The following is an 11,519-nucleotide window of genomic DNA, read 5'->3' as shown; positions in this document are numbered from 1 at the left end:
GGTCAGCGCGGGCCGCCGCCACGACGCCCACCAGGGCCCTGCTTCTGCGCGGCGGCCTTGAGTTCGGCCTCGGTCGGCGCGGCCGGGGTTTCGCCCGGCTTCAGCGCGGTGACCTTGCTGCCCGGCTTGAGCCGGAACTGGCCTTCGCTGACCACCCGCTCACCGCCCTTGAGGCCTTCGGTGATCTGGATGGTGCTGTCGCCCACTTCCACGCCGCTCTTCACGGTCTGCATGGCCACCGTGTTGTCCGGCTTGACGATATAGACGTACTCGCCATCGGGCCCGCGCATGACGGCCTGAGTGGGGATGACCACGCCGCCGGCAATGGTGCGCAGCTGCATGCGCACGTTGACGAACTGGCCCGGCCACAGGGTGTTGTCCTGGTTATCGAACAGGGCGCGCGCGCGGAAGGTGCCGCTGTCGCTGCTGATCTGGTTGTCCACCACGTCCAGCGTTCCGCCATCGGTGAGTACGTGCGAGTCGTTGCGGTCCAGCGCGGCGATGGTCACCGGGCCGGCCTGCTGGGCCTGGCGCACGTCCGGCAGCTGGCGTTCGGGCAGGTTGAACACCACGTGGATCGGGTGGATCTGGGTCAGGGTGACCAGCGCGGTACCGGCGCTGACCACGTTGCCTGCGTCGACCGCACGGATGCCGGCGATGCCGGAAATGGGCGCGGTCACGCGGGTGTACTGCAGCTGCACCTGGGCCGCGCGCATGCTGGCCTCATTGGCCGCCACCGCGCTTTCGTACTGGGCCACCTGGTTGCGCTGGGTGTCCAGGTCGGTCTTGGCGACGTACTGGCGGTATTCGGGCGAATTGGAGCGCTGGTAGTTCGAGCGCGCCGTGGCCAGCTGGGCCTGGTTCTGCTTCTTGGCCGCCGCCGCTTCGTCATAGCTGGCCTGCAGCGTGCGCGGATCGATCTGCGCCAGCAGGTCGCCCTGCTTCACTTCCTGGCCTTCCTTGAAGTTCAGGCTGATCAGCTGGCCGCCCACCTGGGGGCTTACGGTCACGGTGTTCATCGCGCTCACCGTGCCCAGCGCGCTGGCGTAGACCGGCACATCCTGGCGGGCCGCGTCGATCACCGTCACCGGCACCGGGCCGGTATCGCGTTCGCCGTCCTTGCCGGCCTCGGCCTGCGCCCCTGGCTTGGCATCCTTGCCCTTGCCACCGTTGAGCAGGTGCATGCCGACCAGCCCCACCACCAGCACTGCGATCACCAGCAGCACGATCTTCCAGAAACGCGACATTCAAAACTCCTGAGGCTGGCGAAGGGCGGGGCCCGGTTGGCAGTGGCAAAGCATACCCGCCACCCGTGTCCTTTAATGCATGACAAATGGGACGGGCGGTCAGACCCGCAAGCGCCGACAAGGTTCAACCGACGACGGTTGCTTTTCCGGACAACGTTCCCGGGCGCCGAAAGTTACAGCGAAAACCACCCTGATGCCCTACATTCAGGTTCAAGCCCCTGGAACCCTGTCGGAGACCCGAATGCCCCGTCTGTCGCTGCTGCTGTCCGCCCTGCTGCTCGCCTCGCCCGCGCTGGCCGCCACCGCCCCGGCAGAACGCCCGGAAGTCACCGCCGCCGCCGCTCGTCTGCAGGCCCAGGTAGTGCAGTGGCGCCGCGACTTCCACCAGCACCCGGAGCTGTCCAACCGCGAAGAGCGCACCTCTGCCAAGGTGGCCGAACAGCTGCGTGCGATGGGCCTGAAGCCCAGGACCGGCATCGCCCATCACGGCGTGGTGGCCATCATCAAGGGCGGCAAGCCCGGCCCGCGCATCGCCCTGCGCGCGGACATGGACGCGCTGCCGGTGACCGAACAGACCGGCCTGCCGTTTGCCTCCAAGGCCACCAGCACCTATCGCGGCGAACCGGTGGGCGTGATGCACGCCTGCGGGCATGACGCCCACACCGCCACCCTGCTCGGCGTGGCCGACGCGCTGGTGAAGATGCGCGAGAACCTGCCCGGCGAAGTGATGCTGATCTTCCAGCCTTCCGAAGAAGGCGCGCCGCCGCCGGAAGAGGGCGGTGCCGCGTTGATGCTCAAGGAAGGCCTGTTTGCCGACTTCAAGCCGGATGCCGTGTTCGGCCTGCACGTGTTCTCCAGCGTCCAGGCCGGGCAGATCGCCGTCCGCGGTGGCCCGCTGATGGCGGCCTCGGACCGTTTCGGGATCAAGGTGATCGGCCGCCAGACGCATGGTTCTGCGCCGTGGAACGGGGTCGACCCGATCGTGGCCACCGCCGACCTGGTGGGCACCGCGCAGACCATCGTCAGCCGCCGCTCCAACATCTCCAAGCAGCCGGCGGTGGTGTCCTTCGGCGCAATCAAGGGCGGCATCCGCTACAACATCATTCCCGACGAAGTGGAGATGGTGGGCACCATCCGTACCTTCGACGAAGGCATGCGCCAGCAGATCTTCGCCGACCTGCGCAACGTGGCCGAGCACACCGCCGCCGCGCATGGCGCCAAGGCCGAGACGGAGATCTTCGAAGCCGAGGGCAACCCGGCCACGGTCAACGACCCGGCCCTGACCGCGCGCATGCTGCCCAGCCTGCAGGCCGTGGTCGGCGAAGGCAACGTGTACGAGCCGCCGCTGCAGATGGGCGCCGAAGACTTCTCGCTGTATGCCCAGCAGGTGCCGGGCATGTTCTTCTTCGTCGGCTCCACCAGCGAAGGGATCGACCCGGCCAAGGCCCCGGCCAACCACTCCCCGAAGTTCCTGCTCGATGAGAAGGCGCTGGATGTAGGCCTGCGGGCGTTGTTGCAGGTGAGCCTGGATTTCCTCAACAGCCCGACGCCGGGCTGAGGTCGCACGCCCAACGGTCGTGCGCTACTGGCGCAGGTCGCGGACCGTCCGCGCCGGCTGCTCGATGCCGGCGCTGGCCCGCCACGGGTTGATGTCCAACCCGCCGCGGCGGGTGTAGCGCGCCTCTACTTCCAGCCACTCCGGCTGGCAGCGCAGGGTGAGCTCGTTGAAGATGCGCTCCACGCACTGCTCGTGGAATTCGGCATGCTCGCGGTAGCTCACCAGGTAGCGCAGCAGGCCTTCGCGGTCGATGCGCGGGCCGCGGTAGCGCACGCTCACGCTGGCCCAGTCCGGCTGGCCGGTGACCGGGCAGTTGGACTTGAGCAGCGCCGAACTGAGCGTTTCGGTCACCACCTGGCCGGCGTTGGCCGACAGGTACCCCGGCGCCGGCGGGCCGTAGCGCTCGATCGCCACATCCAGCTCATCCAGTGATTCGCCTTCGGCCGACTCCACCAGCAGCGGCACCCCGAACACCACGTTCACCACCGCCCCGGCGCAGGCCGACAGGTCACCGGCAATGCGCTGGCGGGCCTGCTCGTCATCGTCAAAGCGCGTGCTGTTGAGCGAGTTGAGGTAGAGCTTGAACGACTTGGATTCGATCAGGTTCGGCGAGGTGCACGGCACGCTGATGGTGGCCACGGCGACGCGTGGCTTGCCGCGCCGGTCCAGCCAGCTCAGCTCATAGGCCTGCCAGCGGTCATGGCCGACGAACGGCAGGTTGGCCTCGTCAACGCCGATCTCCTCGCGCGCGGAGCGGCGCGGGATCGGGAAGAGCAGGGCGGGGTCGTACTGGGAGGGGTAAGCAACCTCGCGACCGAGGCTGGAGTCCTGGGGGGTATTCATGGCGCCATTTTAGCGTGGCCGGCGGCCCCTCCAGCGCCCCGTTCAGAAATACGTCCAGCGTCTTCACGCCTGCGCCATGCCCCATTAACAAGGCCTGTGACACCGTGCGATCCAGGTCGTTCTATTCAAGACGGGAGCGTGTGGATGAGTACCGACAAGAAGGCCGATTTCTCCGGCGTCACCTCCAGCGTGGATACCACCGCGCAGAAGGTGGAAAAGGCAGATTTCTCCGGCGTGACCGCTTCGGTGGATACCACCGCCGAAAAGGTGGGGGGTAGCACCTACACCGTCAAGAGCGGTGACTCGCTGTCGAAGATTGCCAAGAACGAGCTGGGCGATGGCAACGCCTGGAAGAAGATTTTCGAGGCCAACCGTGACGTGCTGGATGACCCCGACAAGATCTTCCCGGGCCAGACGCTCAAACTGCCGCCTAAAGACTAAGCCCGCTCCGCCTGCTGTCCATTATTGATTCCCAGGGAGGAATTCCATGAAGAAGACGTCCATCAGTACCGCCGTACTTGCTGCCCTGCTGGCCACCGTTGCCCTGGCCGGCTGCAAGAAGAAAGAAGAAACCGTCGACAACAACGCGCAGCCGGCTGCCCCGGTAGCGACGACGCCGGTCGAACCCGCCGCACCGCAGCCGATGACGGCCGCCGCGCCGGTCAACGTTTCCGGCGTAACTGTCGGCAAGACCGCCGCAGCCGACAAGACCGTCGCGTCAGCAGCACTGTTTGCTCCGAAAGACGTGATCATCATTTCGGTCCGCACCGCAGGCACGGCCACCAACGCCAACGTTGGCGCCAAGCTGACCTATCAGGACGGCCAGGTGGCGGGCGAACAGAGCCAGGTGCTGAACACCACAGGCGATGAGACCACCAACATCAGCTTCACGAATGCCAATGGCTGGCCGGCGGGCAAGTACCGCGCGGAGGTCACGGTAGATGGTAAGGCGGCCGGAACGCCGCAGGAGTTTGAGGTCAAGTAAGTCCCGCCGACTCTCTCCCGGCACGGGCTCACGATGGACGCAGCCGCGAGGCTGCGTCTTTTTTTTGTGCCACACAGCGTTCCAATACCACCGCGTATGGCCCCGCTTTGCTCCCCGGGGCTGAAACCGCGACAATGCGGGGGTTACCCGGAGAGCACTGTCCCCCATGTCGAACACGCCCAAGATTCTGTACACGCTTACCGATGAAGCCCCGTTCCTGGCCACCCAGTCGCTGCTGCCGATCGTCGAGGCCTACACTGCCACCGCCGGTATCGCAGTCGAAACCCGCGACATCTCGCTGTCCGGCCGCATCCTGGCGCTGTTCCCGGATTTCCTGAAGGACGACCAGAAGGAAGCCGACCACCTGGCCGAGCTGGGCCAGCTGGCGACCACCCCGGACGCCAACATCATCAAACTGCCCAACATCAGCGCCTCGGTGCCGCAGCTCAAGGCGGCCATCAAGGAACTGCAGGACCAGGGCTATGCCCTGCCCAATTACCCGGACGTGCCCACTGACGACGTCTCGCGCGACATCAAGGCGCGCTATGACAAGGTCAAGGGCAGTGCGGTGAACCCGGTGCTGCGCGAAGGCAACTCCGACCGCCGCGCGCCGCTGTCGGTCAAGAACTACGCCCGCAAGCACCCGCACCGCATGGGCAAGTGGTCCAACGAATCGAAGTCGCACGTCTCGCACATGGACGGCGGCGATTTCTACGGCAGCGAAAAGTCGGCCACCCTGGCCGCCGCCGGCAATCTGAAGATCGAACTGCAGCAGGCCGACGGCACCACCGTCGTGCTGAAGGAAAAGACTGCCGTCAAGGCCGGTGAGATCGTCGATGCCGCCGTGATGAGCCGCAACGCGCTGGCGGCGTTCGTGCAGGCGCAGATCGCCGATGCCAAGGCCAAGGGCGTGCTGTTCTCGCTGCACCTGAAGGCCACCATGATGAAGGTCTCCGACCCGATCATGTTCGGCGTGGTCGTCGAAGAGTTCTACAAGGACGTGCTGGCCAAGCACGCCGACGTGCTCAAGCAGGCCGGCTTCGACCCAAACAACGGCATCGGCGACCTGTACGCGCGCCTGCCGCAGCTGCCTGAAGCCACCCAGGAAGCGATCAAGGCCGACCTGGCTGCCGAATACGGCAAGCGCCCGGGCCTGGCTATGGTCAATTCCGACAAGGGCATCACCAACCTGCACGTGCCCAGCGACGTCATCGTCGATGCCTCGATGCCGGCCATGATCCGCGACTCCGGTGGCATGTGGAATGCCGATGGCAAGCTGCAGGACACCAAGGCTGTCATTCCTGACCGCTGCTACGCCGGCGTATACCAGGCCGTGATCGACGACTGCATCGCCCACGGCGCGTTCGACCCGGCCACCATGGGTTCGGTGCCGAACGTCGGCCTGATGGCGCAGAAGGCCGAAGAATACGGCTCGCACGACAAGACCTTCCAGATTCCGGCCGACGGCACCGTACGCGTCACCGACGATGCCGGCAACGTGGTGTTCGAACACGCCGTGCAGACCGGCGACATCTGGCGCATGTGCCAGACCAAGGACGCCCCGATCCAGGACTGGGTCAAGCTGGCCGTCAACCGCGCCCGCCTGAGCAGCACCCCGGCCGTATTCTGGCTGGATGCCTCGCGCGCGCACGATGCGCAGGTGATCGCCAAGGTCGAAACCTACCTCAAGGACCACGATACCAACGGCCTGGACATCCGCATCCTGGCTCCGGTGGAAGCGACCGCGTTCTCGCTGGACCGCATCCGCAAGGGTGAAGACACCATCTCGGTGACCGGCAACGTGCTGCGCGATTACCTCACCGACCTGTTCCCGATCATGGAACTGGGCACCAGCGCCAAGATGCTCTCCATCGTGCCGCTGATGGCCGGTGGTGGCCTGTTCGAAACCGGCGCCGGTGGTTCGGCTCCCAAGCACGTGCAGCAGTTCGTGGAAGAGGACTACCTGCGCTGGGATTCGCTGGGTGAATTCCTGGCCCTGGCCGCCTCGCTCGAGCACCTGGGCAACCGCTACGACAATGCCGGTGCGACGGTGCTGGCCAAGACCCTGGACCAGGCCAATGGCCAGTTCCTGGACAACGACAAGTCGCCCTCGCGCAAGCTCGGTGGCATCGACAACCGTGGCAGCCACTTCTACATCGCGCTGTACTGGGCCCAGGCCCTGGCCGCGCAGGACGACGATGCCGCGCTGAAGGCCCGCTTCGCCCCGCTGGCCAAGGCGCTGTCGGACAATGAAGCGGCCATCGTCGGTGAGCTGATCGCCGCGCAGGGCAAGCCGGTCGACATCGGCGGTTACTACCGCCCGGACGTGGCCAAGGCCAGCAAGGCGATGCGCCCGAGCAGCACGTTCAACGACGCACTGGCCGCGCTGTAAGCCTTCAGCCACCGGCACCAAGGCAGTAACCGAGGAACCCGCGCCTGGCGCGGGTTCTTTTTTTTGCCCGCAAATACGTGACACCCGTCCGGGTGGTTCTGGCACTCTCTCGCCAGCCGCAACAGGTAAAGAAGGCATGAAACCTGCATGCTGCCAAGGCGCGCATACCGGAAGGATCCGACCGTTTCGCCAACGCGAAGTGAGCAATCCGTCACCGAACTGCGCGAGATCCTTGGCATAGGCTATCGGCGAGCGTTCCGCAGTAGCTGTGATCTCTCACAAGCCAGGGGAAGGGCATGGCCAGGGTGCTGGTGGTCGGATCGGATGTCCAGGGAGAACGGGCGTTGCTGCAGCGCCTGCGCGTGGCCGCCTCGTTGCCGGCCGATACGGTACGCAGCTGCCGCGACCTCGACGAGTGCGACCTGCTGGTGATCAAGGACACGCCGGCACTGCGCAACGCCGCGCTGCGCATGGTGCGCGAGCGCCCCCGCATCCAGGTCTGGGTGGAAGACCAGAACGGGCAGTTGCACCAGGGACAGGGCGACGATCACGGCGTACTCGACGACCACGCCATCGAAGACGCCTTGCGGCAGATGCCTGGTGCGCCGCTGCGGATCGACGAACCGTGCACGGCGCAGGGCGCCAAGGCGATCACCCGCGCGCTGCGCGAGCGCCTGCCCGCGCGGCAGGGCCACGCGGTGCTGGTGCTCAACGAAGTGCCCACCCTGCTGTTGGATTTCGCCCAGGACCAGATGGTGGTGCTGCCCGGTACCGACCCCTGCAGCCTTGCCCAGCTTCTGTCAGACCAGTTTGAAGCGCTGTCCCTGCACGGGCTTTCCGAACGCCGCTACCAGGAACTGGGCGGCACGCTGCCGCGCCAGCCGCTGCGCCCGCTGCTGTGGCAATGGGGCCAACGCCCCGCGCATTGGCATGACCTGGATGCCCGGCTGCAACGCGGTGCGCGGGTGAAGCTGCTGCGCTGGCCCGACTTCCGCGTGTTGGGCCACCAGCACGACAGCTTCCGGCTGTGTTCGCTGCTGCTCAAGCGCGCGTGCAGCGTCGACGAGTGCGCCTCCCTGCTGGACGTGGCACCGGATGCGGTACGCAGTTTCGTGCACCCGGCGTACCTGTGTGGTTACGCCGCGCTGGAAGATGCGCCGGCCAGCAGCGTGCCGCTGCGCGCAGGGGAGGGCGGCGGCACCCTGTTGGCCCGGATGTGGCGCAGCGTTCGCCAGCGCGGTGGGGGCTGAGCATGCGCGAACACAAGATCGTGGTGCTGGGGGGCATGGGGTGCGGGAAGTCGACCCTGGTGCGCGCCATCGCCGCAGGCGCGGTGGTGGATACCGACGTGCACAACAGCGACCGCGCCGGCGCCGACAAGGCCTCCACCACGGTGGCGATGGACTACGCCGATATCGACCTGCCCAACGGCGACCGCCTGCGGCTCTACGGCACGCCCGGGCAGCAGCGCTTCGACTTCATCTGGCCGATCCTGCTGAAGGGCGCCAGTGGCGTGGTGCTGCTGCTGGATGCCACCCGTCACACGGCAGTGGAAGAACTGCAGGGCTATCTGGGTGTGCTGCGCGAGCATGCCACGCAGGTGCCGGCCGTGATTGGCGTTTCGCGCATGGACCTCGCCCCGGACTTCGACCTCGATTCCTGCACGACGGTCGCGGGTTGGGATGACCGCCTGCTGCCGGTGATGCCGGTGGACGCACGCGAACGCGAACAAGGACTCTTCCTGATGGACGTGCTGATGAGCGAGATGGAAACCCGCGACCTGGTGCTGGCCCATGGCTGACGGACAGGATGTGCGCCGGCTGGATCCGGCCGTGCGCGACCGTGTTGCCCAGCACCTTCAAGCGTTCGCCGACACGCTCAATGGGGTGCGCAGCGCGGTACTGGCCAGCGTGGATGGCTTCGCGCTGGTACCGGCCGCCGGCAGCCACGGTAACGGCGAGCGCCTGGCGGCAATGACCAGCGCGATGCTGGCACTGGCCGCCGCCGTGGGCCGCGAGCTGTCGCTGGGCGAACTGGAAGTGCTGATGCTGGAAGCCGGCGAGGGCAAGGTGCTGATGCTGGCGCTGCGGTGCGCGCCCGCACCGCTGTTGCTGATGGCCGCCTGCGACACGCGCTGCGTGACCGGCAAGGTGCTTTGGAGTGCAAAGGAATGTGGCCGCAACATCATGGCCGAACTCAGCGGATCACGAGCCGATCCGCAGGGGAACTAGGGGCTCGATAACCAAAGGGGTGCAACATGGCAGGTGTGAGCGAAACCTTGAGCGCGCTGATGACCATCGACGGCGCGCAGGCGGTGGCACTGGTGGACTACGAAAGCGGCATGCTGCTGGGCGAAGCCGGCTCGGGCATGGACATGGAAGTGGCGGCAGCAGGCAACACCGAAGTGATCCGGGCGAAGATGAAGACCGCCGCGTCGCTGAACCTCAACGACACCATCGAGGACATCCTGATCTCGCTGGGCAAGGCGTACCACATCATGCGCCCGGTGGCCTCCAGGAAGGGCCTGTTCCTCTACCTGGTACTGGACCGCAACAAGTCCAACCTGGCACTGGCACGGCGCCGGGTGCAGGACGTGGAGGCGTCCCTGGCGCTGTAAGACCTGACTCTGCTGCCGGCCACCCCGGGTGGTCGGTGGCAGCCCGGGATGGGATCGCTTGCCGGCCATGGGCCGGCCCCACTATGGTTGGGGTGGTCTTCCCGGTTGCCCTGCATGCCTGTTGCCCAATCCCCTGATGACGAAGCGCTCGCCACGCGGTTGGCGGCACTGATCCGTGATGCCTTCGAGGATTACCACGCGCGTTTCGCCGGGGTGACGCGCCGCGCGCGGGTACGCTTCGAGACCCGCGACTGGAACGGGGCGCGGCAGGATGCGGTGGAACGCATCGGGCTGTATGACCGCTGCATTGCCGAAACGGTGGATGTGCTGCGGCGGGCAGCGCGTGAGGCCGTGGGTGAGCGCGCGCTGTGGCTGCAGATCCGCAGGGCCTACGCAGGCCTGGTGGGTGGGTTGATCGACGCAGAACTGTACAAAACCTTCTACAACACGCTGGCCCGGCGCCTGTTCGCTACTGAAGGCGTGGATGCCGCAGTGGAGTTCATGGCGATGGATGTGGAGCCATCCGACGCCATCACCCATCCGGTCGCGCGGCATACCTACGCGCTGTCGGCGACGCGGCCGGCCGAGGCCTTCATGCGGGTGCTGGGTGACTATCGCTTCGATGTGCCCTATGCGCACCAGTTGCGCTGTGCGGCGGCCATTGCCGTGCGCCTGCAGGACGACCTGCAGCATTGGGGTACCCAGCCCGTGCGCAGCATCGAGCTGCTGGATACCGTGTTCTACCGCGAGCGTCGCGCCTACCTGGTGGGCCGGGTCTTCGGCGAACACCGCTTCTCTCCCTGCGTGATCGCGCTGGTCAACGACGACAACGGCCTGCGTGCCGAAGCCGTGCTGACCCGGCGTCGCGATGTGGCGCACCTGTTCGGCGTGTCACGCAGCTACTTCCAGGCCGACCTGGCCACGGTGGGAGATGCGGTGGTGTTCCTGCGCAGCCTGCTGCCGGCCAAGCCGATCGATGAGATCTACACCGTGCTGGGCCGCGCCAAGCAGGGCAAGACCGAGCGCTACCGGACCTTCTTCCGCCACTTCCAGGACCACCCCGACGAACAGCTGGTGCATGCCGATGGCACACCGGGCATGGTCATGGCCGTGTTCACGCTGCCCAGTTACCCGCTGGTGTTCAAACTGATCCGCGACCGCTTCGCCTGGCCCAAGACCATGACCCGGCACCAGGTGGAGGAAAAGTACGCGCTGGTGTTCAACCTGGATCGCGTCGGACGCCTGCTGGACGCGCAACCCTACCGCCACCTGCGCTTTCCCAAGGCCCGCTTCTCGCCGGCGCTGCGCGAAGAACTGCTGAGCCAGTGCGCGGCCAGCGTGCGTGAGGACGGCGATTCGCTGGTGATCGCGCTGTGCTATGTGCAGCGTCGTTTCCGCCCGCTCAACCTGTACCTGCGCGAGCAGACGGCCGAAGCCCGCCGCGCCGCCGCGTTGGATTACGCGCAGGCCATCACCGACATGGCACGCAACAACATTTTCCCCGGTGACATGCTGCCCAAGAACTTTGGTGTATCGCGGCATGGGCGCGCGGTGTTCTATGACTACGACGAGCTGTGCCTCGTCAGCGACTGCGTGTTCCGCGCCTGGCCGACACCGCGCAATGCGGACGAAGCCATGGCCGATGAGCCGTGGTTCCACGTGGGCCCACGCGATGTGTTCCCGGAGCGCTTCGCACCCTTCATGGGGTTGCCCGCCGACGAGCTTGCCGCCGTGCGCGAACACCATGCGCATCTGTTCGATCCGCACTGGTGGCAAGGGTTGCAGGCGCGTTTCGCGGCCGGCGACTATCCCGACACGCCGCCCTATGCAGCCCATCATCGCCTGGCCTGATTTCCCCCTGACACATCACTGGGCTA

At 66.5% G+C, this 11,519-nt stretch carries 11 protein-coding genes; 9 read left to right on the top strand and 2 right to left on the bottom strand.

The window, feature by feature from the left end; all coding sequences use genetic code 11:
• Positions 1 to 2: 2 nt before the first annotated feature.
• On the bottom strand, positions 3 to 1,247 hold the full coding sequence (locus AC06E7_RS05040) for an efflux RND transporter periplasmic adaptor subunit (protein WP_354276512.1): 1,245 nt from the start codon (positions 1,245 to 1,247) through the stop codon (positions 3 to 5).
• A gap of 241 nt (positions 1,248 to 1,488) precedes the next feature.
• Here AC06E7_RS05040 and AC06E7_RS05035 point away from each other — a divergent pair, with 241 nt between their 5' ends.
• On the top strand, positions 1,489 to 2,805 hold the full coding sequence (locus tag AC06E7_RS05035) for a M20 family metallopeptidase (RefSeq protein WP_217537787.1): 1,317 nt from the start codon (positions 1,489 to 1,491) through the stop codon (positions 2,803 to 2,805).
• 24 nt (positions 2,806 to 2,829) lie between these two features.
• Here AC06E7_RS05035 and queF read toward each other — a convergent pair whose 3' ends face one another.
• Complete coding sequence (queF, locus tag AC06E7_RS05030) at positions 2,830 to 3,648, bottom strand: NADPH-dependent 7-cyano-7-deazaguanine reductase QueF (RefSeq protein ID WP_478063316.1); 819 nt, start codon at positions 3,646 to 3,648, stop codon at positions 2,830 to 2,832.
• A gap of 144 nt (positions 3,649 to 3,792) precedes the next feature.
• On the opposite strand from queF, the gene AC06E7_RS05025 reads away from it, so the two are divergent.
• The 8 genes from AC06E7_RS05025 to aceK all read left to right on the top strand — a co-directional run bounded on the left by AC06E7_RS05025 (position 3,793) and on the right by aceK (position 11,493).
• On the top strand, positions 3,793 to 4,089 hold the full coding sequence (locus tag AC06E7_RS05025; RefSeq protein ID WP_068854260.1) for a LysM peptidoglycan-binding domain-containing protein: 297 nt from the start codon (positions 3,793 to 3,795) through the stop codon (positions 4,087 to 4,089).
• A 46-nt stretch (positions 4,090 to 4,135) separates the two neighbouring features.
• On the top strand, positions 4,136 to 4,633 hold the full coding sequence (locus tag AC06E7_RS05020) for a hypothetical protein (protein WP_093534890.1): 498 nt from the start codon (positions 4,136 to 4,138) through the stop codon (positions 4,631 to 4,633).
• A 166-nt stretch (positions 4,634 to 4,799) separates the two neighbouring features.
• Positions 4,800 to 7,025 (top strand): NADP-dependent isocitrate dehydrogenase, encoded by a 2,226-nt coding sequence (locus AC06E7_RS05015; protein WP_068854258.1) that lies wholly within the window; start codon positions 4,800 to 4,802, stop codon positions 7,023 to 7,025.
• Positions 7,026 to 7,321: 296 nt separating this feature from the next.
• On the top strand, positions 7,322 to 8,275 hold the full coding sequence (locus AC06E7_RS05010; RefSeq protein ID WP_184125895.1) for a hypothetical protein: 954 nt from the start codon (positions 7,322 to 7,324) through the stop codon (positions 8,273 to 8,275).
• A 2-nt stretch (positions 8,276 to 8,277) separates the two neighbouring features.
• A complete protein-coding gene (locus tag AC06E7_RS05005) occupies positions 8,278 to 8,826 on the top strand; it encodes a GTP-binding protein (protein ID WP_478063314.1) in 549 nt (182 codons plus the stop codon).
• Positions 8,819 to 9,256 carry a roadblock/LC7 domain-containing protein gene (locus AC06E7_RS05000; protein ID WP_478063312.1) on the top strand — a complete coding sequence of 146 codons (438 nt, stop codon included), beginning with the start codon at positions 8,819 to 8,821 and terminating at the stop codon, positions 9,254 to 9,256. The genes AC06E7_RS05005 and AC06E7_RS05000 overlap by 8 nt, the downstream gene beginning before the upstream one ends.
• A gap of 26 nt (positions 9,257 to 9,282) precedes the next feature.
• Entirely contained in the window at positions 9,283 to 9,642 is a 360-nt protein-coding gene (locus tag AC06E7_RS04995; protein ID WP_068854836.1) for a hypothetical protein, read from the top strand.
• Between the two features lie 114 nt (positions 9,643 to 9,756).
• Entirely contained in the window at positions 9,757 to 11,493 is a 1,737-nt protein-coding gene (gene aceK / locus AC06E7_RS04990; RefSeq protein WP_478063310.1) for a bifunctional isocitrate dehydrogenase kinase/phosphatase, read from the top strand.
• Positions 11,494 to 11,519 lie beyond the last annotated feature (26 nt).

Source organism: Stenotrophomonas sp. Steno-Z4 (assembly GCF_056393145.1).
Note: the sequence above shows the minus strand (reverse complement) of the source record. Positions and strands in the feature narration are given on the sequence as shown.

Bases quoted from the DNA above. Each gene is read 5' to 3' on its own strand.
- AC06E7_RS05040 (WP_354276512.1), bottom strand. From the start codon at position 1,247: ATGTCGCGTTTCTGGAAGATCGTGCTGCTGGTGATCGCAGTGCTGGTG.
- AC06E7_RS05035 (WP_217537787.1), top strand. From the start codon at position 1,489: ATGCCCCGTCTGTCGCTGCTGCTGTCCGCCCTGCTGCTCGCCTCGCCC.
- queF (WP_478063316.1), bottom strand. From the start codon at position 3,648: ATGAATACCCCCCAGGACTCCAGCCTCGGTCGCGAGGTTGCTTACCCC.
- AC06E7_RS05025 (WP_068854260.1), top strand. From the start codon at position 3,793: ATGAGTACCGACAAGAAGGCCGATTTCTCCGGCGTCACCTCCAGCGTG.
- AC06E7_RS05020 (WP_093534890.1), top strand. From the start codon at position 4,136: ATGAAGAAGACGTCCATCAGTACCGCCGTACTTGCTGCCCTGCTGGCC.
- AC06E7_RS05015 (WP_068854258.1), top strand. From the start codon at position 4,800: ATGTCGAACACGCCCAAGATTCTGTACACGCTTACCGATGAAGCCCCG.
- AC06E7_RS05010 (WP_184125895.1), top strand. From the start codon at position 7,322: ATGGCCAGGGTGCTGGTGGTCGGATCGGATGTCCAGGGAGAACGGGCG.
- AC06E7_RS05005 (WP_478063314.1), top strand. From the start codon at position 8,278: ATGCGCGAACACAAGATCGTGGTGCTGGGGGGCATGGGGTGCGGGAAG.
- AC06E7_RS05000 (WP_478063312.1), top strand. From the start codon at position 8,819: ATGGCTGACGGACAGGATGTGCGCCGGCTGGATCCGGCCGTGCGCGAC.
- AC06E7_RS04995 (WP_068854836.1), top strand. From the start codon at position 9,283: ATGGCAGGTGTGAGCGAAACCTTGAGCGCGCTGATGACCATCGACGGC.
- aceK (WP_478063310.1), top strand. From the start codon at position 9,757: ATGCCTGTTGCCCAATCCCCTGATGACGAAGCGCTCGCCACGCGGTTG.